Source organism: Ornithinicoccus sp., assembly GCF_057176825.1.
This window is the reverse complement of record NZ_CM169976.1, coordinates 3013226-3037285: the sequence shown is the minus strand read 5'-3', so window position 1 is coordinate 3037285 and position 24060 is coordinate 3013226. Positions and strand designations below refer to the sequence as shown.

Here is a 24060-nt window from a genome sequence, read left to right as displayed (position 1 = left end):
GGCCGTGACCCAGACGGAAACCGGCGAGGCCCTGCTCGGGGCGGTCGAGCAGTTGCGGGCGGCCGCGGCCGACGTGGCCCTGCCGCTGGACCTGCCCGACGTGGCCCCAGCGCGCACCGCCCGGCAGGGACTGGTGCAACAGCTCGACGACTATGTGCTGCCCCGGCTACGGGCGCTCGACGCCCCGGTGCTGTGCGTGGTGGGCGGGTCCACCGGTGCCGGCAAGTCGACCCTGGTCAACTCGGTCGTGGGCGAGCCGGTGTCGCGCACCGGCGTGCTGCGGCCGACGACCCGGGCGTCGGTGCTGGTGCACCACCCGGCGGACGAGTCCTGGTTCACCGGGGACCGGGTGCTGCCCGGGCTGTCCCGGCTGACGGGTGCGCCGACCGACACCGACGACCCCACCTCGGTGCGGCTCGTGCCCTCGGCGACCCTGCCCGCCGGGCTGGCGCTGCTGGACGCCCCCGACATCGACTCGGTCGTGCAGGCCAACCGTGACCTGGCCCGGCAGCTGTTGTCCGCCGCCGACCTGTGGCTCTTCGTCACCACGGCGGCCCGGTATGCCGATGCCGTCCCCTGGGACCTGCTGCGGCAGGCCTCGGAGCGGGGCACCTCGGTGGCGATCGTGCTGGACCGGGTCCCCCCGGAGGCGATGGAGGAGATCCGCACCCACCTGGCGCAGATGCTGCGGGAGCAGGGCCTCGAGCAGTCCCCGATCTTCACCGTCCCGGAGACGGGTCTGGATGCGGACGGGATGCTGCCCGCCCGGGAGACCGAGCGGCTGCGCAGCTGGCTGCACGCGCTCGCCGGCGACGCCCGGGCGCGGGCCACCGTGATCCGCCGCACCCTCTCCGGTGCCCTGGACTCCCTCACCGGCCGGGCCACCGAGCTCGGGGTCGCGGCCGGCACCCAGGTCGCCGCCCGGGACACCCTGCACCGGGCCGCCGCCACGGCATACCAGGACGCCCTCCGGGGGGTTGAGGAGGGCATGCAGGACGGCACCCTGCTGCGCGGGGAGGTGCTGGCGCGCTGGCAGGAGCTGGTCGGCACCGGGGAGTTCCTGCGTCAGGTCGAGGTCGGCATCGGCCGGCTGCGGGACCGGATCACCGGCTTCATCCGCGGCCGCCCGGCGAGCACCGAGCAGCTCGGGGAAGCACTGCAGACCGGGGCCGCCGCACTGGTCACCTCGCACGGCGAGGTCGCCGCGAGCACCGCGGCCCGCACCTGGCGGACCGCGCCCGGCGGTGAGCCGCTGGTGCTGGCCAACCCCGAGCTCGCCTCCGGATCCCCCGACCTGGCCGGTCGGGTCGAGCAGCTGATCCGGGCCTGGCAGGGCGAGCTGCTCGAGCTGGTCCGGGCCGAGGCCGGTCAGAAGCGGGCCACGGCGCGCTACCTGGCCTTCGGCGTGAACGGGTTGGCGGTGCTGCTGATGCTCATCGTCTTCGCCTCCACCGCCGGTCTCACCGGGCTCGAGGTCGGCATCGCCGGTGGCTCGGCCGTGCTGGCCCAGCGACTGCTCGAGGCCGTGTTCGGTGACCAGGCCGTGCGGGAGCTGGCGGCGAAGGCGCGCAAGGGGCTGTTGACCCGGGTGCAACAGCTCTATGACGACGAGCGCAGCCGCTTCGACCACGTCCTGGAGCAGGTGGCGGTCGACCGGGAGGCCGGTCCCCGCCTGGAGCAGGCGGCCCGCGCCGTGCAGGAGGCCCGGTGAAGCGGGCCCAGCGGCGCAGCGCCGGGGCGGAGTCGGGGAAGCGGACCCTGACCTGGCGGGCCGAGCAACTGGAGGAGGCGCTCACGGCCGGGGGAGCCGAGTTGGACCCGGCCCCGGTCGCCGACGCGCGAGACCTGTCCGAGAAGGTCCGGCAGCGGTGGGCACTCAAGGGCGGGCGCACCGTGGTGGCCCTGGCCGGTGCCACCGGGTCGGGCAAGTCCAGCCTGTTCAACGCGCTCGCCGGCGACGACGTCTCCACGATCGGGGCCCGCCGGCCGACGACGGCCACGGCCACGGCCGCGGTGTGGGGCAGCGAGCCGGCCGACGCCCTGCTGGAGTGGCTCGGCATACCGCGGCGCCACCAGGTGACCACCGGCGACGGAGACCCGCTCGACGGCCTGGTGCTGATCGACCTGCCCGACTTCGACTCCCGCGAGGTCTCCCACCGGGTGGAGGCGGACCGGGTGCTGGGGCGGGCCGACGTGTTCGTCTGGGTGACCGACCCGCAGAAGTATGCCGACGCCCGGCTGCACGAGGAGTACCTCCGGCCGCTGCAGGACCACGAGTCGGTGATGCTCGTCGTGCTCAACCAGGTGGACCGGTTGCCCTCGGAGGAGGCGGTCGCCCAGATCAAGGCGGACCTGGCGAGGCTCGTGGCGGCCGACGGCGCCGGGGAGTTCGAGGTGATCGGCACCTCGGCGCGGCTGCAGTCGGGTCTCACCGAGCTGCGCTCGTCGGTCGGTGAGGTGGTCGCCGCCCGCAACGCCGCCGAGCAGCGTTTGGTGGGGGACCTGCGCGGCACCGCCCGGGAGTTGCGCGCCGGCGTCGCCGACTCCGAGCCGACGCTGGGGGACCGGGACGACGCCGAACTGGTGGAGGCCCTGAAGAAGGCCGCCGGGGTGCCCGTGGTGCTCGAGGCGGTGCGGCGCGACTACGTGCGGCAGGCCCGGAGCCGCGCCGGCTGGCCGTTCACCCGGTGGCTGGGCGCGCTGCGCCCCGACCCGTTGCGCCGGCTGCGCCTGGGCGACGACCGGGCCGGCTCCGCCGGGATCAGTCCCTCGGAGGTGCGGACCGTGCTGGGCCGTTCCTCGCTGCCGCCGCCGAGCCCCGCGGCACGCTCCGGGGTGCAGCTGGCCACCCGGCGGGTGGGGGAGGCCGCCGGTGCCGGACTGCCCCCGCGCTGGGCCACCGCCGTCGCCGACGCCGCCACCCCGGCGGACAGCAACCTCGCCGACGCCCTGGACCAGGCGGTGATGGCCACCCCGCTGCGGGCGCGCAACCCCGCCTGGTGGTCCGTGCTCGGCGTGCTCCAGCTGGTGCTCGCGGCCTGTGCGGTCGCCGGCCTGCTGTGGCTCGCCCTGCTGGCCCTGCTGGGCTGGCTGCAGGTGCCGATGGAGGCGCCCATGTGGGGTGCCGTCCCGATCCCGCTGCTGCTCCTGGCTGGCGGCCTGGTGCTCGGCGTGCTGCTGGCGGTGCTGGCCAGGGTGCTCGCCCGGACCGGCTCGCGGCGTCGACGGGCCCTGGTCGACCGGCGCCTGACCGAGGCGGTCCGCGGGGTCGCCACGGAGCACGTGCGCGCCCCCGTCGGGGCGGTGCTGGAACGGCACGGGCGCACCCGCGACCACCTGGACGCCCTCCTGTCCTGACTCTTCCCGGGCGTCGTCCACAGCGCGGGGCGATGGGGTCGGTCATCCACAGGCGCGGGCGCGCCGGTTCCCTCCGGAGGCCCGGTCGGCCACGGTGGGCGGGACCCACCGACCTGGTGGGACGCACACCAACGCGAGGGGTGGACCCATGAGAGACATGCAACTGACGGTCGCGGGCAACCTGACGGCCGAGCCGGAGCAACACTTCGGCCACCAGTCCGGCCGGCCGTTCACGACGTTCCGACTGGCCCACAACCGGGGCTCCTACAACCGGGACAGCGGGCAGTGGGTGCAGACCGGGACCGACTTCCTGAAGGTCATCGCCTTCGGCAACCTGGGGCTCAACGTCATGGAGTCGATGCACAAGGGCGACCCCGTGGTGGTCCACGGCCGGCTCAGCCTCCGGGAGTGGACGAAGGGGGAGAAGTCCGGCATCGACACCGAGATCACCGCCCAGGCCGTGGGGTGGGACTTCAACTGCGGCCAGGGCACCTTCGAGCGGGTCAAGCGCCCCACGGTGCCCGGCATCGACCCGAGTGACGACCCCTCGGTGCGCAGCGCGATGCAGGGGATGGACGGCGCGCCGGAGGAGGCCGAGATGTCCCAGCACGGCCCGGGGCAGGAGGAGTACCCGGAGCAGGCGGAGTACGCCCCGCCCGAGGGTGGCTACCCGGCCGACGACGAGGAGTATGTCGAGCCAGCCGCGAGCTGAGCCCCGCACCCCGGTCGGCCGGGGGCGACGATTCGGAGGCGACCGGGCTGGCCGACTACCCTGACGGCCATGGCCGAATACATCTACACCATGACGCGTGCCCGCAAGGCGGTCGGTGACAAGCTCATCCTCGACGACGTCACGATGTCCTTCTACCCAGGCGCCAAGATCGGCGTGGTCGGGCCCAACGGTGCCGGCAAGTCCACGATCCTGAAGATCATGGCCGGCATGGACCAGCCGTCCAACGGCGAGGCCTGGCTGAGCGAGGGCTACACGGTGGGCATCCTGCTGCAGGAGCCGCCGCTGAACGAGGAGAAGACCGTCCTGGGCAACGTCGAGGAGGGGGTCGGTGAGATCAAGGCCAAGCTGGACCGCTACAACGCCATCTCCGAGGAGATGGCCGACCCGGATGCCGACTTCGATGCGTTGATGGCCGAGATGGGCCAGCTGCAGGAAGAGATCGACCACGCCGACGCGTGGGACCTGGACTCCCAGCTCGAGCAGGCGATGGATGCGTTGCGCTGCCCGCCGCCCGACGCCGATGTCACGGTCCTCTCCGGTGGTGAGCGCCGCCGCGTCGCGCTGTGCAAGCTGCTCCTCAGCAAGCCGGACCTGCTGCTGCTCGACGAGCCCACCAACCACCTGGACGCCGAGTCGGTGCAGTGGCTGGAGCAGCACCTGGCCAACTACCCCGGTGCCGTCCTGGCCGTCACCCACGACCGGTACTTCCTGGACAACGTGGCCCAGTGGATCGCCGAGGTCGACCGCGGGCGCCTCTACCCCTACGAGGGCAACTACTCCACCTACCTGGAGAAGAAGCGCGAGCGGTTGGCCGTGCAGGGCAAGAAGGACGCCAAGCTGGCCAAGCGCCTGGAGAAGGAACTGGAGTGGGTGCGCTCCAACGCCAAGGCCAAGCAGACCAAGAACAAGGCGCGTTTGGCCCGCTACGAGGAGATGGCCGCCGAAGCGGACAAGCAGCGCAAGCTCGACTTCGAGGAGATCCAGATCCCGCCCGGTCCGCGGCTGGGCGCCCAGGTCATCGAGGTCGACTCCCTGCGCAAGGGATTCGGCGAGCGGGTGCTGATCGAGGACCTGTCCTTCACCCTGCCGCGCAACGGCATCGTCGGGGTCATCGGCCCCAACGGCGTCGGCAAGACCACCCTGTTCAAGACGATCGTCGGGCTGGAGGAGCCGGACGGAGGCACCGTCAAGGTCGGCGACACCGTCAACATCTCCTACGTCGACCAGGCCCGCGGTGGGATCGACCCGAACAAGTCGCTCTGGGAGGTCGTGTCCGACGGGCTGGACTTCATCCAGGTCGGCAAGGTCGAGATCCCCTCGCGCGCCTACGTCAGCCAGTTCGGGTTCAAGGGGCCGGACCAGCAGAAGAAGGCCGGGGTGCTCTCCGGTGGGGAGCGCAACCGCCTCAACCTGGCGCTGACCCTCAAGCAGGGTGGCAATCTGCTCCTGCTGGACGAGCCGACGAACGACCTCGACGTGGAGACCCTGGGCTCCCTGGAGAACGCGCTGCTCGACTTCCCCGGCTGCGCCGTCGTGATCAGCCACGACCGGTGGTTCCTGGACCGCGTCGCGACCCACATCCTGGCCTACGAGGGCACCGAGGAGGACCCGGCGAACTGGTACTGGTTCGAGGGCAACTTCGGCGCCTACGAGGAGAACAAGATCGAGCGGCTCGGCGCCGAGGCGGCCCGTCCGCACCGCGTGACCTACCGCAGGCTGACCCGCGACTGACCTGGGTCCGCGTGGGACGCAGCAGGGGCGGTCAGTGACCTCGCCGCTGCCCCCTCGCGACGGGGTGCCGCCCGCCCGATTCAGCATGCCGGTGGCGGGGGAGTGGCCCACCGTCGCCGAGTTCCTCCTCGACAGGACCGGTGGAGCCCCGGAGGTGGGCCGGCGGCTCGACTCCGGCGAGGTGCTCCTGGGTGACGGCACCGTGGTCACCCGGCACACGGCATACCGACCGGGGCAGTGGGTCTACCTGCACCGCGACCTCCCGGAGGAAACCCCGGTGCCCGGCGAGCTCACCGTCCTGCACGAGGACGCCCGGCTCCTCGTCGTGGACAAGCCGCCGTTCCTGGCGACGATGCCGCGCGGGCGGCACATTCGGGAGTGCGTGCTGGTCCGGCTGCGGCAGCGTCGGGGGTGGGAGCAGGTGCAGCCGGCCCACCGGCTCGACCGGCTGACGTCGGGAGTGCTGTTGCTGACCAAGGAGCAGGGACTGCGGCGGGCCTACCAGGAGCTGTTCGCCAGCAGGGCGGTGCACAAGGTCTATCTCGCCGAGATCGCCCTGCCGGCGGACGCGGACCTGCCCGCGGTGGTGCGCTCGCGCATCGAGAAGACGCGCGGACAGCTGCAGGCGATCGAGGTGCCCGGCGAGCCGAACGCGGTGACGCACCTGGAGGTGCGGGAGCGCGCGGCGGGCCGGGCCCGGGTGCGGTTGCGCCCCGAGACTGGCCGGACCCACCAGCTCCGGGTGCACCTGGCCGGCCTGGGCGCGCCGATCATCGGCGACCCGCTCTATCCGGTGATCCGTGAGGTGGCGCCGGACGACTTCAGCGAGCCCTTGCGGCTGTTGGCGGCCGAGCTGGCGCTGACCGACCCCGTGACGGGCGAGGACCTGCGCTTCGTCTCCGGCCGCACCCTGCCTGGTCCCGGCTAGGGCCGGGGCTCTGTCGGTGGCGGGTGGTGGGCTGTGCGCATGTCACGCGAGCCCGTCGTCGCCCTGATCCAGCCCGCCGAGCAACCACCGGACCTGATGCTCGATGCGGCCCGTGCCGCCGAGGCCGCAGGCCTGGAGGAGATCTGGCTCTGGGAGGACTGTTTCGCCGCCAGCGGCATCGCCCCCGCCGCCGCGATCCTGGCCGCCACCGACAGGCTGCGGGTGGGCATCGGACTGCTCCCCACACCGTTGCGGGTGCCCTCGCTCACGGCGATGGAGATCGCCACGCTCGCGGCTATGTTCCCGGGCCGCTTCCTGCCCGGCATGGGGCACGGGGTGCAGGACTGGATGGCGCAGATCGGTGGGCGGGTCGCCTCACCTGTCACCCTGCTCCGCGAGCAGCTCGGCGCCGTCCGGGAGTTGCTGCGCGGTGAGGAGGTCACCACGCGGGGGCGGTATGTCGTGCTCGACGCCGTGCGGCTGCGCTTCCCGCCCGTGGTGGTGCCGCCCCTGCTGGTCGGAGGTCGCGGTCCGAGGACCCTGGCCGTGGCGGGGGCCCTGGGTGACGGCGTGATCCTGGACGACGCGGCGCCGCGCGGCGTCGTCGACCCGGCCCGGGTGACCGAGGCCATCGGTGCGGTGACGGCTGCCCGGGTGGAGGCGGGCCGGGACGGCCGCCCCGAGGTGGTGGCCTTCCTGCCCACCCCCGACGACGTCTCCGCCGGGGCTCTCGCCGAGCAGATCGGCGCGCTGGCCAGCGCCGGGGTGCACCGGGTGGCCGTCCTCGCCGGGGGCGTGGACGGGCCGCCCGCCTCGGGGGACCGGGTGACGGCGTTTATTCAGACGCTCGCGCGGGCCGCCCGCACCTAGGCTGGCTGTCATGCGCCTCGAGAACATCGTCATGCAGGCACGCGACCCGGAGCGGACCGGCGAGTTCTGGGCGGGGGCGCTCGGGCTGGACACGGGCTCCTCGACGGATGAGCTCTACGAGGGGCGGATGGAGCTGGGGGAGTTCTTCCTCGACGTGTGCATCGAGCGGGTGGCCGAGCCCCCGCCGCCGGGGTGGCGGCTGCACCTGGACCTGCTGGGCGGCCCGGCGCAGCTCGAGGTCGTGGACCGGCTGATCGGCCTCGGGGCGAGCCGGGTCGACATCGGCCAGGGCGACGTGCCCTGGGTGGTCCTGGCCGACCCCGACGGCAACGCCTTCTGCGTCATGGAGGAGCGGGCGGCCTACCGCGACACCGGGCCGATCGCGGCGCTGCCGCTGGACAGCGCCGACCCGGAGCGGGATGCCCGGCTCTACGCCGCGCTCACCGGGTGGGTGCAGGCCGAGGGGCTGGCCCCGGTCACCCTCCGGCACCCCAGCCTGACCGGGCCCCTGCTGGAGTTGTGCCCCGAGCCGGAGCCCAGGGTGCGGCAGAACCGCACCCACCTGGACGTGCGACCCGAGGCGGGCGGCCCCGGCCAGGCCGAGCTCGTGGAGATCGCGCTGTCCCTGGGCGCCCGGCGGTCGAGTGAGGACTGGGCGCAGGGCCAGCCGTGGGTCGTCATGCACGACACCTCCGGCAACGAGTTCTGCGTGCTCGGCGACGCGTGACCACGCGGCCCTGATCGAGGCCGGGCCGGGCCCGCATGCCCCGGTCAGGTGGCCGGCCTGCGGGCCAGCAGCCAGAACCGGGTGCGGGTGACCAGGAGGGGCTCACCACGCTGCGGCCCCGCCGCGTGCAGCCCGAGCAGCGCGTCGGCATACCGGTCCACGGTGAAGTCGTCCGGGGCGTCCCACGGGACGAGCTGCAGGTAGGCGACCAGGGCCGCGACGTCGGCGAACCGGTAGTGGTCGACCGACTCGGCACCGTCGACCACCTCCAGCCCGGCGTCGGCGAGAGCATCCCGGAACACGTCGAACCGGACGTGCGGCAGGCGGGCCGGGTGCGCCAGCGCGTCCCGCACCTCGCCGAACTCCTCGCCGCCGACCTGCTGGGTCAGGAACTGTCCGCCGGGGCGCAGCACCCGGGCCACCTCGTCCGGGTGGTAGGACTCGTGCCGGTTCAGCACCAGGTCGAACCGACCGTCCGGGAAGGGCATCGGGGCGGGCCGCGGGTCGTCGTCGGGCTGCCCGAACCCCACGACCGGTATGTCGAGGGGGGCCAGGGCCTCCCGCGCCACCGGGACGTTGGGTCCCCAGCCCTCGGTCGCCGTGGTGTCGGCCGGGAGTGCGTCGCGCAGGCGCAGCAGGTGCTCCCCGCCGCCGGTGCCCATGTCGAGCACCGCGGTCGCTTCCCGCAGGTGCTCCCGGCACTGCGCGGTGAAGTCCCAGGGCAGTGGCGGCTCGGTGAGCCGGCCGGCGAGCCCGGCGAAGTCCCATCCCTCGGGTTGGTCCCGCTCCTCGGCCCGCCAGGCGGCCAGCAATTCCTCCGGGGTGCTCACTGCTTGAGGCGGACCATGCCCTCCTGGCCGACGGTCGCCAGCAGTGTGCCGTCCTGGGCGAACATGTGCCCCTGCCCCATGCCGCGCCCGCCCTCGGCGGACGGCGTCTCCTGGGTGTAGAGGATCCAGTCGTCGGCGCGCCCGGGCCGGTGGAACCACATGGCGTGGTCCAGGCTGGCGATCCGCAGCCGCGGGTCGCCCCAGGTGATGCCGTGCCGGCGCAGCACCGGCTCGAGCAGGCTGTAGTCGGAGGCGTAGGCCAGGACCGCACTGTGCAGCAGCGGGTCGTCGGGCATGGAACGAGGCACCCGCAGCCACACGGACTGGCCGACGCGGGGGTCCGGGTCCGGGCCCAGGTAGAGCGGGGTGTCCACGTGCCGCAGCTCGACCGCCCGCCGGGCGGCGTGCTGGGCTGCCGGGTGGTCGATGCCGGAGAGCAGCTCGGCGTCGGAGGGCAGGCCGTCAGGTCCCGGGACGTCCGGGGCCGGCACCTGGTGCTCCAGCCCGTCGGCCACCTCCTGGAAGGAGGCGATCATCGACAACAGGATCCGCCCCTCCTGCACCGCGTGAACCCGGCGCGCCGAGAACGACCCGCCATCACGCATCCGGTCCACCAGGAAGCGGATCGGCTTGTTGGCGTCCCCGGGGCGCAGGAAGTAGCCGTGCAGGGAGTGGATCGGCCGCGGCCCGTCCTCGTCGACCTCGGCGACGGTGCGTCCCGCCGCGACGACGCACTGGGCCAGCACCTGACCGCCGAACACCCGGCCCGTGGGCATCGGCTGGCTGCGCCCGACAAACACCTCGCCCTCGGAGTCCCGCAGGTCCTCGACCACCCCCGCGGTCGAGGAGACCCGGACCGTCGTGGCGCCCTCATAGGTCAGGTCCAGCGTCTCCAGCAGGTCGTCGACCGGGTCCTCCAACGATGCGCTCACCCGCAGGACTGTAGTGCACCCCGCCCGCCGGGCAGGCCCCGGGAGACCCTGACAGGATGGTCCTCATGCCAGTTCGCACCACCGTCATCGAGGTGCCCATCCGGTGGTCCGACATGGACGCCTACGGGCACGTGAACAACGTGCAGTACCTGCGCTACCTGGAGGAGGCGCGGGTCTATGCCTTCCAGGAGTGGTTCGGCCAGGACCGCTCGTTGTTGGAGGAGGGCGTGCTGGTCGCGCGCACGGAGATCGACTACCTGGCCCAGATGCCGTTCAGCTACCAGCCCTGCGCCATCGAGATGTGGTGCTGCGAGTTGAAGGCCGCCTCCTTCGACATCGCGTATGTCGTGCGCCAGCAGGACTCCGACGTCACCTACGCGCACGCGGAGTCCACGTTGGTCACCTACGACCTGGCCGCGCAGCGCCCGCGCCGGCTGGGTGAGCACGAGCGGACCGCGCTGCAGGGGATCCTGGGGGAGCCGTTGCCGTTGCGCAGCCACAAGCGGGAGCGTCGCCGGTGAGCGGGCAGCCGCCGGTGGGCGGGGGCCCGCCGGCCGGTGACGGTCCCGCTGACGTGGCTGCCGGCCGGGTGCTGGACTTCGCCGACGTGGAGAGCCTGCACGACCTGGGCACCTACGTCGGTCGGGCCCGGACGCTGCAGTCCGATGGGGCGGTCCGGTTGCAGGCCAGCGGCGCGGTGCTGGCGGCCTGGGTGTGCATCCTGCAGGGCCGCGGCGTGCTGGGTCAGGGCGTGGTGCTGGGCCTGCGGGTGATGCCGCTCGCGGGCGAGACGGAGCAGGACCTGGACGTCACCGTGCCGCTGGGCGGCGTCACCGACCGCCTGGCCCGCCGCACCGCCACCGGTGACGTGGGGACCCGGCTCGCCGTGCCGCCCACCACGCTGCACGAGCCCTGGACCGCGCTCACCCCGCCGCGCAGCGGTTGGACCCAGGACGGGCAGGTCGCGGTCGACACCCTGCTGTCGGTGGCCGAGGACGGCATCCGCGACATCGCGGAGGGGACGCCCGACGCCGCCGGCGGTCACGCCGTCGCCCGGCTGCGCGAACGGGTCTGGTCGGCCGCGCTCCCCACCCGCCCGGACCTGCCCGCCGGGGTCGGCCTGGCCGCCTACGCCCTCGGGTTCGGACGCCCCCGCGAGGTCGCCACCGTGTGGCGCAGCGGCCCCTGGGCCCGGGTCAGCACTCGCCATGGCCACGTCCTGACCCGCTGACCCGGCTCACCACGCTGACCCGACCATGGTGTGGCGCCGCACAGGTGTCGCCCGGGAAACCGCTTGCTCGGCCGCAGGCCGTGGCCCACGATGGTCGGCGTGGAGCCCTCCCCGACGTCCGGCGCACCACGCAGGCCCAGCCTCTGGAGGCACCACGACTTCCGACAGATCTGGCTGGGTGACACGGTCTCCGTCTTCGGCATGCAGCTCGTCGGCCTGGCCATCCCGGTCATGGCGGTGCAGCTGCTGGAGGCCAGCGCCTTCGAGATGGGCCTGCTGGGGACGGTGCAGATGCTGGCATTCCTGCTCATCGGGTTGCCGGCCGGCGCGTGGGTGGACCGCTGGCGCAAGAAGCGGATCATCATCTGGGGCGACCTGACGCGCGCGGTGCTGCTGCTCACCTTGACGGCCGCCTGGTTCCTGGACGTGCTCACCCTGGGGCAGATGTATGTCGTGGCGTTCGCGACCGGGTGCATCACGGTGTTCTTCGACGTCGCCAACCAGTCCTACCTGCCCGAGATTGTCGACAGCGACCAGATCTCTGAGGGCAACGCCAAGCTGCAGGCCAGCCAGCAGACCGCGAGCGTGGTCGGCCCGGCGCTGGCAGCCGGCCTGATCCGCTGGGTGGGCTCGCCGGTCACCGTGGCGGTGACCGCCGTGTGTATGGGGCTGTCCTCGCTCTTCGTGAGCCGGGTGCGGCACGAGGAGCCCCGCCGCGACCGGGCCTCCCGGCGACCGCTGGTGCGCGAGATCGCCGAGGGCCTGGACTTCGTGCGGCACCACCAGCTGCTGGTCCGGATCACCATGTGCACCGGCATCTCCAACTTCGCCAACGCGGCTGTCGACGCCCTGTTCGTGCTCTACGTGCTGCGCACCCTCGCCCTCAGCGAGACCACCCTGGGTCTGGTGTTCTCCGCGGCGGCCGTGGGTGGGCTGCTGGCCGCCGTGTCGACCACCCGGTTCGCCCAGCTGGTGGGGGAGGGCCGGGCCATCCCGGTGTCGGCGATCCTGTTCGCCCTCGCGGCGCTGAGCACCCCGCTCGCGAGCGTGTTGCCGCCGGTGCCGGTCCTGATCGCCGGCGGGTTCCTCGCGTCCTGGGCGGTGGTCGTCTACAACATCACCCAGGTCAGCTTCCGGCAGCGACTGTGCCCCAAGCCCCTGCTGGGCCGGATGAACGCCTCGATACGATTCCTGGTCTGGGGCCCGATCCCGGTCGGTGCGTTCGTCGGCGGCGTCCTCGGGGAGTGGCTGGGGATCCTGCCGGCGATCTGGATCGGCGTCGGCCTCTGCGGCGTGTCGGTCCTCCCGGTGCTGTTCTCCCCGCTCGCGGGGATGCGCGACCTGCCCCGACCGATGGATGCCCTGGCCGACTCGACTGAGCCAGCCGACGAGGGGGCGGCCGACGAGGAGACCGAGCGGCCCGACCCGGCCTGACCCCCACCGGCTCGCTGGCCGGACCAGGTAGCGTCCCCTCGTGGACACCGACACAGTGGTCAACCTCCTCCTGGTCCTGCTCTTCGTGCTGATCGGCGGGATCTTCGCGGGGACCGAGATGGCGATCGTGACCCTGCGCGAGGGTCAGGTGCGCAAGATCGAGGCCGGTGGGGAGCGGGGCGAGCGGATCGGCAAGCTGGTCCGCAACCCGAACCAGTTCCTCTCGGCCGTGCAGATCGGGGTGACGGTCGCGGGATTCTTCTCCTCGGCATACGGCGGGTCGACCATCGCCCCCGACCTGGTGCCGATCCTGCGGTCCTGGGGCGTCCCCGACGGGATCGCCGACACCCTGGCCCTGGTGGTCATGACGTTGCTCATCGCCTACCTGTCCCTGGTGCTCGGGGAGCTGGTGCCCAAGCGGCTGGCGATGCAGCGCAACATCGCGTTCACCAAGGTGCTGGGCCCGCCGCTGAACCTGTTCTCGCGGGCGGTGCGCCCGGTCATCTGGTTGCTGTCGGTGTCCACCAACTTCGTGGTGCGGCTGCTCGGCGGCGACCCCGCGGCGCGGGAGGAGGAGATGACGCCGGAGGAGGTGCGCGACCTGATCGAGGGTCACCAGGGGCTGCGCCCCTACCACCGCCGGATCCTGACCGACGTTTTCCGGGCCAGCGACCGGGCGCTGAACCGGGTGATGCGGCCGCGCCCGGACGTGGAGTTCCTGGAGGGGGACCTGTCGGTGACGGAGGCCTACGACCAGGTCATCGACTCCAGCCACTCCCGCTTCCCGGTGACCGGCCGCAACGTCGACGACGTGCTGGGCTTCCTGCACATCCGCGACCTGATGGCGGTGCCCTTCGAGGAGCGGGACGGCACCCGGGTGCGCGACGTGACCCGGCAGATCCTGCCGCTGCCCGGCAGCATCCACGTGCTGCCCGCGCTGGCCCGGATGCGGGCGGAGAAGCAACAGATCGTGCTCGTGGTCGACGAGCACGGCGGCACCGACGGCATCGTCACCATGGAGGATCTCGTCGAGGAGGTGGTCGGTGAGATCTATGACGAGTACGACGCCGGCACCGACCCCGAGGACGCCACGCTCCGGCACGGCCAGAGCCTGGTGGTGGACGCCTCCCTCAACATCGAGGAGCTCGAGGAGCTCACCGGGGCCGACCTGCACAACGAGAACTACGACACCGCCGGCGGCCTGGTGCTCGAGCAGCTCGGCCGGCTGGCCGAGGTCGGCGACGCGGTCACGGTCGCCGGGCTGCAACTGGAGGTGCTGGCGGTCCAGGGGATGCGGATCGACCGGTTGCGGATCACCGCGCTGCCGGACGAGGAGGACGACGCCGACTGAGCGCATCGCCCTGCCGCCGCGGCAGCAGGGCGCGTCGGGTCAGCAGCGCAACCAGACGGTGACGTCGGTCGGGACCGCGTCGCCGGTCAGTGGGGCGCTGCTCACCAGCACCTCCGCACCCTCCGGCAGCGGCACCGGCTCGGCGCCGAGGTTGGCCAGCACCGTGACCGCGCGGCCGTCCTGGTCGGCGTTGCGGAACGCCACCACGTCCTCCCCGTAGCCGGGCAGCCAGGTCAGCCCGCCGACCCCGAGGTCGAACTCGCGGCGCAGCCCGAGCATCCGGCGGTACAGCTCCAGCGTGGACCCGGAGACGCCTGCCTGCCGGTCCGCCGCGAGCGCACCGTAGATCTCCGGCTGCGGCAGCCAGGTGTCCCAGGAGTCGCCAAAGCCGTATGCCGTGTGGCCGCCTTCCCAGGGCACCGGCACCCGGCAGCCGTCACGGCCCCGCTCGGTGTGGCCGGAGCGCTCCCACGTGGGGTCCTGGCGCACGTGGTCGGGCAGCGCGGTGTGGTCCGGCAGGCCGAGCTCCTCACCCTGGTAGAGGTAGGCGGAGCCCGGCAGCCCCAGCATCAGCGCGGTGGCGGCCCGGGCCCGCCGCAGCCCGAGCACCGCGTTGGGCTGCGGGTCGTCCGCACCGATCCCGTTGGGGCGGCGCTCGCCGACCGGCATCCCGAGCCGGCTGGCGTGCCGGACGACGTCATGGTTGGACAGCACCCACGTGCTCGGAGCCCCGACCAGGTCGGCGGCCTGCAGCGAGTCGGTGATGACGGCGCGCACCGCGGGTGCGGTCCAGGGGCTCTCCAGGAAGCCGAAGTTGAACGCCTGGTGCATCTCGTCGGGTCGGGTGTAGGCGACGGCCCGCTCGACCGGCTCTACCCAGGCCTCGGCACACAGGATCCGGTCGCGCTGCGGCGATCCCTCGGGGTTGTAGCTGTCGAGCAGCGTGCGCCACTCGCGGTAGATCTCGTGCACGCCGTCCTGGTCCCACATCGGGGCCCTGGCGGCCGGATCGGTGGCCTCGGCGGCCGGCACGTCGCCACCCTCGGCGAGCGAGGCCTCGGTGCTGCCGAGCATGCCCGTCCGCTCGGTCCAGTCCGGCAGCCCCTCGGCCTTGACCAGCCCGTGGGCGACGTCGACCCGGAAGCCGTCGACGCCCCGGTCCAGCCAGAACCGGAGGACGTCCAGGAACATGTCGTGCACCTCCCGGTTGCCCCAGTCCAGGTCCGGCTGCTTGGGGTCGAACAGGTGCAGATACCACTGGCCGGGGGTCCCGTCCGGCTCTGTCACCCGGGTCCACGCCGGGCCGCCGAAGACGGACTGCCAGTTGTTCGGCGGCAGGTCTCCGTCGGCGCCGCGACCGTCCCGGAAGAGGTAGCGGCCCCGCTCGGGGCTCCCCGGCTCCGCGGCCAGCGCGGTCCGGAACCACTCGTGCTCGTCGGAGGTGTGGTTGGGCACCAGGTCCACGATCACCCGGATGCCGAGCCCGTGCGCGGTGGTGATGAGCGCATCGGCGTCGCCCAGCGTGCCGAACAGCGGGTCGACGTCCTGGTAGTCGGCGACGTCGTAGCCGGCGTCGGCCATCGGCGAGACGTAGAACGGGGAGAGCCAGACCGCGTCGACCCCGAGGTCGCGCAGGTAGGGCAGCCGGGCGGTGATGCCCGGCAGGTCGCCCACCCCGTCGCCGTCGGAGTCGGCCCAGGACCGGGGATAGATCTGGTAGATCACCGCGTGGCGCCACCAGGGCGCCTGGTGCGACTCGGGGGCGTGGACGGTGCTGTCGGGGGAGGGCGAGAGGGTCACGGTGGACCATTGTGGGCGAGCGCGGCGCCGACCCGAAATCGGCCGCCGCGCCCGCCCGGTCAGCGGGCCACCCGACGCGGAAACAGGTATGCCGTGAGGGCGACGGCGAGCGCGATGATCCCGGCGCACCAGGCCAGCGCAAGGAGGGCGTCGCCGCCCGGGGAAGCCCCTGCCAGGAGGGCGCGGGTCGCCTCCACGACGGGGGTGATCGGCTGGTGCCCGGCGAAACTCTGCAACCAGCCCGGCATCGTCTCGACCGGCACGAAGGCACTGGAGACGTAGGGCAGGAACAACAGGATGAAGCCGTACCCGTTGGCGGCCTCGGGGGAGTGGGCCACCAGCCCGAGCATCGCGAACACGGCGGTGATGGCCAGGATGTAGCACGCCAGCAGCGCGACCGCGGCGAGCCACTGGACCGCCCCGGCGTCGGGCCGGAAGCCGATGGCGACGGCGACCAGCAGCACCACCGCGGTGGCGAGCAGGTTGCGGGCCAGGCTCGCGACGGTGTGACCGACCAGCACGGTCGCGCTGGGCAGCGGCATGGTCCGCAGCCGGTTGATGGTGCCGGTGGTCATGTCGTGGCTGACGCCGACCGCGGTGGCCGACGCACCGAACCCGGCGCAGGTGAGCACGATGCCCGGCACGACGTAGTCCAGGTAGTCCCCGGTCGGGGCGATCGCGCCGCCGAAGACGTAGGTGAACATCAGCATCATCATCACCGGCAGGATGACCGCCATGAGCAGCGCCTCGACGTCGCGCAGGCTGTGCCGGGTGGCCCGGCCGATGAAGATCCGGGAGGCCGTCACCGCCCCCGAGCCGGGGGCTGGTCCGCCCGGGGGTGTCAGGCCGCGGGGCAGGGTGGGCGTCGTCGTGCTCATCGGCCCGCCCCCGCCCCGGTCAGTGCTCCCGCAGGGTCGGTGCCCGTGGCGGACGGTTCCGCGGAACCGTCCGCCCGGTGCCCGGTCAACCTGAGGAAGGCGTCGTCCAGCGTGGGCTGGTGCAGCTCCACCCGCAGTTCGGGACCGGTGGCGGCCACCTCCGCGCCGATCCGGGCCAGGTCCGCCGCCGTGCCGTCCGTCGGGACCTCGCGGTCCACTGCGCCGTCCGGGCCCACGACCCGGACCACCCGGCCGCCGACCAGACCCTTGAGGTGGGCCGCGCTGCCCTGCGCCACGATGCGGCCCCCGTCCAGCACGGCGATCTCCTGGGCCAGCTGGTCGGCCTCCTCGAGGTACTGGGTGGTGAGGAACACCGTCGTCCCCTCGGCCGCCAGCTCCCGGATCTGGTCCCACAGGGCCAGCCGGCTGCGCGTGTCCAAACCCGTCGTCGGCTCATCCAGGAAGAGCACCTCCGGCGGCCAGAGGAGGCTCACCGCGAGGTCGAGACGGCGCCGCATGCCGCCGGAATAGGTGGCGACCCTGCGGTCGGCGGCCCCCGTGAGGTCGAACCGCTCCAGCAGGGTCCGTGCCCGTCCGCGGGCCGCCCGCCGGGGCAGGCCGAGCAGTCGCCCCATCATCACCAGGTTCTCGGCGCCGGTGAGCACCTCGTCGACGGCGGCGAACTGGCCGGTGACGCTGATCCGCCGGCGCACCTGGGCCGCGTCGCGGGTGATGTCACGGCCCAGGATCCGGACCGTCCCGGAGTCCTGGGGCACGAGCGTGGTGAGGATGTTGACGAGGGTGGTCTTGCCGGCGCCGTTGGGACCCAGCAGCGCGTGGATGCCGGGCCCCAGGGTGAGGGTGAGGTCGGTGAGCACGGGGGTCGACCCGTACCGCTTGGAGACCGAGTCGATCTCGATCACGGGGGCTTCTGTGTGTCGCATAGACAGAGTATGACATACACAGTAGATGAGGTACACAGTTTTAGTTCCCGCGCCCTAGAGTGGGCCCATGGCTGACACAACGGACACCGGGGTGCCGCGCGCGGTCGCGATCGGGTGGGGTCTGCAGGCGGCCCCGCAGCGGGGGCCCAGCCGGGGACTGACCCACGAGAGGATCGTGCAGCGGGCGGTGGAGATCGCCGACGAGCAGGGTCTGGCGGCGCTCACCATGGCGCGTCTGGCCGAGTCGCTCGGCTTCACCACGATGTCGCTGTACCGCTACGTGGCCAACAAGGAGGAGCTGCTGCTCCTGATGATTGGGGCCGAGTGGCTGCTGCCGCCGCGTCCGCCGGCGGGGGAGGACTGGCGGACGAGCCTGCGGGAATGGGTCGGCTCGCTGCGGCAGATGTACCGCGACCACCCGTGGGTGCTCGATGTCACGCGCGGCCCGACGTCCGTGCTGATGCCGGCCTCGATGGAGATCGTGGACCGTGGCCTGGAGGCGGTCCGGGAGCTGCCGCTCGCCGACGAGGAGCGGATCGGGATGATCCTGGTGGTCAGCTCCTACGTCGCCTCGTTCGCGCTGCTGGAGCGGGACCTGGCCGGTCAGGAGGACCTGGAGTTCGGCCCCGAGGCGATGGCCGAGCTGGGGGAGGTCATCACCAGGGAGAAGCTGCCCTACGCGGCCGACCTGTTCCTCTCCGGCTCCTACGTCGGGGGCCCGGTCCTGGAGGAGGAGGCCGGGGTCGACCTCGAGTACGAGTTCGGGCTGGACCTGCTGCTGGACGGGCTGGCCGCCCGGGTGGCGGCCCGTCAGGAGTCCACCCCGCCGGACGCCGACTAGGGCGCGGTCCCCGGCCCGGGCGCGGTCAGTCGTCCTCGGCGTTGACCATGAAGTGCGCGGCGTGGGCCATGTAGCCGCGCATCAACTCCTCGTCCATCGGCGCCAGGTCGAGGGTGTCGATGGCGGCGCTCATGTGGTGCAACCAGCGGTCCCGCTGGGTCGGGGTGACCTTGAACGGGAAGTGGCGCATCCGCAGGCGCGGGTGCCCGCGCGTCTCGGAGTAGGTCTTCGGCCCGCCCCAGTACTGCTCCAGGAACATCCGCAGCCGGTCCTCGGCCGGGCCCAGGTCCTCCTCGGGGTAGAGCGCGCGCAGCGGTGGGTCGTCGGCCACCCCCTTGTAGAACTCGCGGACCAGCTTGACGAAGGTCTCGTGGCCACCGACCCGCTCGTAGTACGTCGGCTCCTCGGGAACGCTCTGCTCAGTCACCGGGCCAGTGTCTCAAAGGACCCGACGGGCACGCGCACGGCATACTAAAGAACACTTGCGCAAGAAGTCTTTAGGATCTACTCTCGAGCCATGACACAGCAACCCCCACCGGGCCCGGACGACCTGCGGATCAGCGACGCCGAGCGGATCCGCGCGCTCGCGCACCCCGTGCGCCTGGACCTGTTGGACTACCTCGGGGACGCGGACACCGCCACCGCGACCGAGTGCGCCGCACACCTCGGGGAGTCGGTCGCCAGCTGTTCCTTCCACCTGCGGATGCTGGAGAAGTACGGCTTCATCGAGCGTGCCGAGCGGCGAGGCCGGGAGAAGCCCTGGCGGCTGGTCTACGGCGCGGGCTACGACCTGCGGCCGGCCCCGGACCAACCCGGGTCCTACACCGCCGTGGGGCAGGTCGCGGCGCTGCAGGTGCTGCGCGAGGGGGAGCGGATCCGGCGTTACCTGGCGGGGCTGGAGCGCGAGGAGGACGCGTGGGTGCAGGCCTCGACGGTGACCTCGTCCTCGTTCTGGGCCACCGCGGAGGAGATGGCGCAGTTCAGTCAGGACCTGCGCGACCTGGTCGCCCGCTTCGGCGGCCGCTCCGCGGACCCCTCGCAGCGCCCGGCCGGCGCCCGGCAGGGGCGGGTCTTCGGCGTCGTCAACCCCGACCCGCTGGGCGACACCGCGCCGGTGGGCGACGGCGATGAGACCGGAGGAGACGGCGATGAGTGAGACCGTGGCCCCGCCGCCGGCCCGCCGCCGGATGCCGCTGGCCTGGCAGCACCCGGGCTTCCGGATGCTCACCGGCGCCTGGGTGTTCACCAACCTCGCCGACAGCGCGCTGTTCCTGATGGCCGCCGTCTGGGTCAAGGAGCTCACCGGCTCCGACAGCCAGGCCGCCCTGGTCTTCGCGATGCTCGGCGTGCCCTCGCTGCTCGCCCCGTTCCTGGGTCAGCTGGTCGACCGGGTGTCGCGGCGGCGGCTGATGGCCACCGCCAACGTCGGCATCGCCGCCCTGGTCTGTCTGCTCTTCCTCGTCGACTCCGCCTCCTGGGTGTGGCTGGTGTATGCCGTGGTGCTGGCCTACGCGACGGTCGGGTACCTGACCGCCTCGGCCCAGTCGGGGCTGCTGCGCGACCTGCTGCCCGACGAGCACCTGGCCTCCGGCAACGGGCTGCTGTCCTCGATCGACCAGTCGCTGCGCCTGGTCTCCCCGCTCCTGGGCGCGGCGCTCTACGCCGCCGTCGGCCCCTGGGCGGTCGTCGGGCTGACGGCCGGCTGCTTCGCCGTGGCGGCCGCGCTGCTCCTCGCGGTGCGGGTCGTCGAGTCGCCGGTGGAGACCGCGGTGGACCGCGGCAGCTACTGGCAGGAGCTCACGGCCGGCTTCCGCCACCTGGCGGGCAGCTGGCCGCTGGGGCGGCTGACCCTGGTGATCGCCGTCGGATTCGGCGCCACCGGCCTGGTCAACGTCGCCGCCTTCCCGGTGATCGAGCAGGGGCTGGGACTGCCGGCCTCGGCCCTGGGGCCGCTGGTGAGCATCCAGGGGATCGGTGCGGTCCTGGCCGGTCTCACGGCGGCCTGGGCGATCGGTCGGTGGGGCGAGACCCGGGTCGTGGGCCTGGGCATGCTCGGGCTCGCGGTGGGGATGGCGCCCATGGTCGGGACCAGCCTGCCGGCCGTCGTGGTTGGGCTGGCGCTCGTGGGGGCCTCGGTGACCTGGGCCGTCGTGGCCTTCGTGACGCTGCGCCAGCGGCAGACCCCGGCCCGGCTGCAAGGGCGCACCGCCGCCGCGACCAACCTGGCGATGAACCTGCCGCAGACCCTCTTCACCCTCGGGGGCGCCGCGGTCCTGGCGCTGCTGGACTACCGGCTGCTGGTGCTCGCCACGGCCCTCGGGGTGCTGGCCGCACTGCTCCTGATGCCGCGCCGCGGTCAGGAGGTGGGGGGCGGGCCGGGCGGTCCGTAGAGGCCGTAGCCCGGCTCCCGGACCCCCTCCGCCTTCAGCGCCGCCACGGCCCGTTCCCGCAGCGCCCGGGAGGTCGCCCACTGCTGGCCGGGCCGGGTCTTCACGAAGACCCGCAACGTCATGGTCCCCGCCGCCACGGACTCCACGCCGGCGACCGACGGCGGTTCCATGAGCTGCTCCGCCCACTCCTCCTCGGCATACATCTCCTCACTGACCCGGCGCAGCACCGGCAGGGCCACGGCCGGGTCGGTGGTCGCCGCGACGGGGACGTCGACGCCGAGCACGGCCCAGCCCTGGCTCTGGTTGCCGACCCGGATCACCTCGCCGTTGCGGATGAACCACACCACGCCCTGGGCGTCCCGCAGCCGGGTGACCCGCAGGCCGACCTCCTCGACGGTGCCGACCGCCTCGCCGGTGTCGATCACGTCGCCCACGCCGTACTGGTCCTCCACGATCATGAAGATGCCCGAGAGGAAGTCCTTGACCAGCGACTGGGCGCCGAACCCCAGGGCGACCCCGCCGACGCCCGCGGACGCCAGCATCGGGCCGAGCGGCACCCCGAGCTCGGCCAGGATCGTCAGCAGTGCGATCCCGAAGATGATGAACGTGGTGATGCTGCGCAGCAACGACCCCAGGGTCAGGGTGCGTTGCCGCCGGCGCTCCAGGTCGGTGCCGGTGACCCCCGCCCACACCTGGTCGACCCTGCTGACCCGGTGCTCGTCGACCCGCTCCAGGGCGTTCTGCTCGACGGTGCGGATCGCCCGGAAGATCAGCCACCGGATGACGACGGCGATGAGCAGGATGAGGACGATGCGCAGCGGCGGGCCCAGCAGCCAGGCGCCGAATTCTTCCCAGGTGCGGAACGGCATACGGGTCATTGTCGCAGCGTGCGCGGTCGGTGACAGACTGTGCCCCGCACCACCCACCTGTCCCGGAAGGCGACCCGCGTGCCCGAGAACCTCGCTGCCGAGCTGACCGAGCTGGCCCATGCCCACGGCGTGGCCACCGAGTTCTGGGACTGGCAGGGCAACCACACCGTGGTGGGCGAGCACACGATCCGCACCGTGCTGGCCGCGCTGGGGGTGCCGGCCGGTGACGACGAGGAGGTGCGGGCCTCGCTGGCTGCGCTGGGGGAGCAGGAATGGGCCAGGGTGCTGCCGCCGGTGATGGTGCTCGTGGCCGGGCGGGACCATCGGGTGCCGGTGCACGTGCCGGAGGGTGGACGGTATGCCGCGCGGTTGCGCCTGGAGACGGGGGAGACCTTCGACCTGGGGCTGGCCGAGCACCTGGTGCCGCCGCGCCAGGTCGCCGGGACGACGGTGGGGGAGGCCATGCTCCGGATCCCCGCCGAGGTGCCCCTGGGGTGGCACGAGGTGGTCGTCGACGGGACCTTCGGCACGCACCGGATGCCGCTCGTGCTGACGCCGGCCCGGCTGCGGCCCCCGGCCGCCGAGCCCGGTGAGGAGGCGCAGCGGTGGGGTCTGATGACGCAGCTGTACGCGATGCGGTCGCGCCGTTCGTGGGGGACCGGCGACCTGGGCGACCTCGCCGACGCCGGGGCGTGGGCCGCGGGGCAGGGCGCCGACTTCGTGCTGGTGAACCCGCTGCACGCCGCCGAGCCGGTGGCCCCCATGGAGCCCTCGCCCTACCTGCCGACCACCCGCCGCTTCGTCAACCCGCTCTACATCCGGGTCGAGGACGTCCCCGAGGTGGGCTACCTGTCCGCCGCGGAGCGACAGCTGGTCGAGTGGCACGGCGACGACGCGCGCCGTTACCTGGAGGTCGACTCCCTGGAGCGCGACGCCGTGTGGGCGCTGAAGGAAGCGGCGCTGCGTCTGGTCTTCCGGCAGCGGCGCTCGCTCCGGCGGGAACGCGCCTTCCGGTCCTTCTGTGAGCGGGAGGGGCAGGGCCTGGTGGACTTCGCGACCTGGGCCGCCCTGGTCACGGTGCACGGGACCGTCTGGCGGGACTGGCCGACCGAGCTGCAGGACCCCCGCTCCGAGGCGGTGACCGCCGCGCGGGAGGAGCTGTCCGGCGAGGTGGAGTTCCAGTGCTGGCTGCAGTGGGTGCTGGCCGAGCAGCTCGGCGCGGTCCAGCGCGACCTGCGGGAGACCGGCATGCTGCTGGGCGTGGTGCACGACTTGGCCGTGGGGGTGCACCCCGACGGTGCCGACACCTGGGCGCTCGGTGACGCCCTGGCCCGCGGTGTCACCGTGGGCGCGCCGCCGGATCAGTACAACCAACGCGGGCAGGACTGGAGCCAACCGCCGTGGCGTCCGGACCGGTTGGCCGAGCTGGGCTACGCGCCGTATCGCGACATGGTGCGGGCCGCGCTGCGGGACGCCGGCGGGCTGCGGGTGGACCACATCATCGGGCTGTTCCGCCTCTGGTGGATCCCGGAGGGCTTGGCGGCCCACGAGGGGACGTACGTGCGGTTCGACCATGACGCCCTGGTCGGCATCCTGATGCTGGAGGCGCACCGGGTCGGCGCCGTCGTGATCGGCGAGGACCTGGGCACCGTCGAGCCGTGGGTGCGGGACTACCTGCGGGACCGTGGGGTGCTGGGCACCTCGATCCTGTGGTTCGAGCGGGACGAGGACGGTCCGCTGGCTCCCGAGCGCTATCGGGAACTGTGCCTGGCCACCGTCACCACGCACGACCTGCCCCCGACGGCCGGCTACCTGACCGGGGAACACATCCGGGTGCGGGAGTCGCTGGGGCTGCTGACCCGGGACGTGGCGGTCGAGACCGCCGAGGACGAGGCCGCCCGCGAGGAGGTCCTGGCGCTGCTGCGCGACCGGGGTCTGCTGCGGGAGGGGGCCGGGGTGCCCGAGCAGATCGAGGCGCTGCACCGGTTCCTCACCTGGACCCCGGCGCTGCTGGTCGGGGTGTCCGTGTCGGACCTGGCCCAGGACCGGCGCACCATCAACCAGCCCGGCACCGACGAGGAGTACCCCAACTGGCGGGTGCCCCTGGCCGGGCCCGACGGCGAGCTGGAGTTCCTCGACGAGCTGGTCACCCGCCGGTCGGCGCGTCGCGTGGCCGGCACGGTCTCCCGCCGCCGCAGCTGACCGTCGCCGCGG

The 24060-nt window shown here is 73.0% G+C and carries 22 protein-coding genes; 15 read left to right on the top strand and 7 right to left on the bottom strand.

From position 1 onward, the window contains the following. Positions 1 to 4: 4 nt before the first annotated feature. The 7 genes from AC1QRC_RS15085 to AC1QRC_RS15055 all read left to right on the top strand — a co-directional run bounded on the left by AC1QRC_RS15085 (position 5) and on the right by AC1QRC_RS15055 (position 8346). Positions 5 to 1711, top strand: a complete 1707-nt coding sequence (locus AC1QRC_RS15085; RefSeq protein WP_484204092.1) for a dynamin family protein — start codon at positions 5 to 7, stop codon at positions 1709 to 1711. Beyond that, positions 1708 to 3357, top strand: a complete 1650-nt coding sequence (locus AC1QRC_RS15080) for a GTPase (RefSeq protein WP_484204091.1) — start codon at positions 1708 to 1710, stop codon at positions 3355 to 3357. The genes AC1QRC_RS15085 and AC1QRC_RS15080 overlap by 4 nt, the downstream gene beginning before the upstream one ends. Positions 3358 to 3505: 148 nt before the next feature. Then, positions 3506 to 4069 carry a single-stranded DNA-binding protein gene (locus AC1QRC_RS15075; RefSeq protein ID WP_484204090.1) on the top strand — a complete coding sequence of 188 codons (564 nt, stop codon included), beginning with the start codon at positions 3506 to 3508 and terminating at the stop codon, positions 4067 to 4069. 69 nt (positions 4070 to 4138) lie between these two features. Continuing rightward, positions 4139 to 5821, top strand: coding sequence for an energy-dependent translational throttle protein EttA (gene ettA / locus AC1QRC_RS15070; RefSeq protein WP_484204089.1), 1683 nt, complete (start codon positions 4139 to 4141; stop codon positions 5819 to 5821). Positions 5822 to 5885: 64 nt separating this feature from the next. Then, entirely contained in the window at positions 5886 to 6749 is an 864-nt protein-coding gene (locus AC1QRC_RS15065) for a pseudouridine synthase (RefSeq protein WP_484204088.1), read from the top strand. A 39-nt stretch (positions 6750 to 6788) separates the two neighbouring features. Continuing rightward, on the top strand, positions 6789 to 7619 hold the full coding sequence (locus AC1QRC_RS15060; RefSeq protein WP_484204087.1) for an LLM class flavin-dependent oxidoreductase: 831 nt from the start codon (positions 6789 to 6791) through the stop codon (positions 7617 to 7619). 10 nt (positions 7620 to 7629) lie between these two features. Continuing rightward, entirely contained in the window at positions 7630 to 8346 is a 717-nt protein-coding gene (locus AC1QRC_RS15055) for a VOC family protein (RefSeq protein WP_484204086.1), read from the top strand. Positions 8347 to 8390: 44 nt separating this feature from the next. Here AC1QRC_RS15055 and AC1QRC_RS15050 read toward each other — a convergent pair whose 3' ends face one another. Next, complete coding sequence (locus tag AC1QRC_RS15050; RefSeq protein WP_484204085.1) at positions 8391 to 9176, bottom strand: class I SAM-dependent methyltransferase; 786 nt, start codon at positions 9174 to 9176, stop codon at positions 8391 to 8393. Beyond that, positions 9173 to 10108 carry an acyl-CoA thioesterase gene (locus tag AC1QRC_RS15045; protein WP_484204084.1) on the bottom strand — a complete coding sequence of 312 codons (936 nt, stop codon included), beginning with the start codon at positions 10106 to 10108 and terminating at the stop codon, positions 9173 to 9175. The genes AC1QRC_RS15050 and AC1QRC_RS15045 overlap by 4 nt, the downstream gene beginning before the upstream one ends. A 65-nt stretch (positions 10109 to 10173) precedes the next feature. Between AC1QRC_RS15045 and AC1QRC_RS15040 the strand changes: the two genes are divergently transcribed. The 4 genes from AC1QRC_RS15040 (at position 10174) to AC1QRC_RS15025 (ending at position 14124) form a co-directional block, all read left to right on the top strand. Next, complete coding sequence (locus tag AC1QRC_RS15040; protein ID WP_484204083.1) at positions 10174 to 10629, top strand: acyl-CoA thioesterase; 456 nt, start codon at positions 10174 to 10176, stop codon at positions 10627 to 10629. Further along, complete coding sequence (locus AC1QRC_RS15035) at positions 10626 to 11339, top strand: DUF8185 domain-containing protein (RefSeq protein WP_484204082.1); 714 nt, start codon at positions 10626 to 10628, stop codon at positions 11337 to 11339. The genes AC1QRC_RS15040 and AC1QRC_RS15035 overlap by 4 nt, the downstream gene beginning before the upstream one ends. 99 nt (positions 11340 to 11438) lie before the next feature. Next, entirely contained in the window at positions 11439 to 12773 is a 1335-nt protein-coding gene (locus tag AC1QRC_RS15030) for an MFS transporter (protein WP_484204081.1), read from the top strand. Positions 12774 to 12813: 40 nt separating this feature from the next. Continuing rightward, on the top strand, positions 12814 to 14124 hold the full coding sequence (locus AC1QRC_RS15025; protein ID WP_484204080.1) for a hemolysin family protein: 1311 nt from the start codon (positions 12814 to 12816) through the stop codon (positions 14122 to 14124). A gap of 39 nt (positions 14125 to 14163) precedes the next feature. Here the strand turns inward: AC1QRC_RS15025 and AC1QRC_RS15020 are convergent, their stop codons facing one another. The 3 genes from AC1QRC_RS15020 to AC1QRC_RS15010 are packed head-to-tail and all read right to left on the bottom strand — an operon-like array spanning position 14164 to position 17746. Continuing rightward, positions 14164 to 15924, bottom strand: a complete 1761-nt coding sequence (locus AC1QRC_RS15020) for a glycoside hydrolase family 13 protein (protein WP_484204079.1) — start codon at positions 15922 to 15924, stop codon at positions 14164 to 14166. Between the two features lie 59 nt (positions 15925 to 15983). Further along, positions 15984 to 16802, bottom strand: a complete 819-nt coding sequence (locus AC1QRC_RS15015; RefSeq protein ID WP_484204078.1) for an ABC transporter permease — start codon at positions 16800 to 16802, stop codon at positions 15984 to 15986. Continuing rightward, the gene (locus AC1QRC_RS15010) at positions 16799 to 17746 is read right to left on the bottom strand and encodes an ATP-binding cassette domain-containing protein (protein ID WP_484204077.1); all 948 of its coding nucleotides are present in this window, start codon (positions 17744 to 17746) and stop codon (positions 16799 to 16801) included. The genes AC1QRC_RS15015 and AC1QRC_RS15010 overlap by 4 nt, the downstream gene beginning before the upstream one ends. Before the next feature lie 67 nt (positions 17747 to 17813). Here AC1QRC_RS15010 and AC1QRC_RS15005 point away from each other — a divergent pair, with 67 nt between their 5' ends. Further along, a complete protein-coding gene (locus tag AC1QRC_RS15005; protein WP_484204076.1) occupies positions 17814 to 18587 on the top strand; it encodes a TetR/AcrR family transcriptional regulator in 774 nt (257 codons plus the stop codon). A gap of 25 nt (positions 18588 to 18612) precedes the next feature. Here the strand turns inward: AC1QRC_RS15005 and AC1QRC_RS15000 are convergent, their stop codons facing one another. Beyond that, positions 18613 to 19014, bottom strand: a complete 402-nt coding sequence (locus tag AC1QRC_RS15000) for a globin (RefSeq protein WP_484204075.1) — start codon at positions 19012 to 19014, stop codon at positions 18613 to 18615. 90 nt (positions 19015 to 19104) lie between these two features. Here AC1QRC_RS15000 and AC1QRC_RS14995 point away from each other — a divergent pair, with 90 nt between their 5' ends. Next, a complete protein-coding gene (locus AC1QRC_RS14995; RefSeq protein ID WP_484204074.1) occupies positions 19105 to 19743 on the top strand; it encodes an ArsR/SmtB family transcription factor in 639 nt (212 codons plus the stop codon). Beyond that, positions 19736 to 20977, top strand: coding sequence for an MFS transporter (locus AC1QRC_RS14990; RefSeq protein WP_484204073.1), 1242 nt, complete (start codon positions 19736 to 19738; stop codon positions 20975 to 20977). The genes AC1QRC_RS14995 and AC1QRC_RS14990 overlap by 8 nt, the downstream gene beginning before the upstream one ends. Here the strand turns inward: AC1QRC_RS14990 and AC1QRC_RS14985 are convergent. Further along, the gene (locus tag AC1QRC_RS14985) at positions 20944 to 21855 is read right to left on the bottom strand and encodes a mechanosensitive ion channel family protein (protein ID WP_484204072.1); all 912 of its coding nucleotides are present in this window, start codon (positions 21853 to 21855) and stop codon (positions 20944 to 20946) included. The genes AC1QRC_RS14990 and AC1QRC_RS14985 overlap by 34 nt on opposite strands. Before the next feature lie 30 nt (positions 21856 to 21885). Between AC1QRC_RS14985 and malQ the strand changes: the two genes are divergently transcribed. Further along, the gene (gene malQ, locus AC1QRC_RS14980; protein WP_484204071.1) at positions 21886 to 24048 is read left to right on the top strand and encodes a 4-alpha-glucanotransferase; all 2163 of its coding nucleotides are present in this window, start codon (positions 21886 to 21888) and stop codon (positions 24046 to 24048) included. Positions 24049 to 24060: the final 12 nt, after the last annotated feature.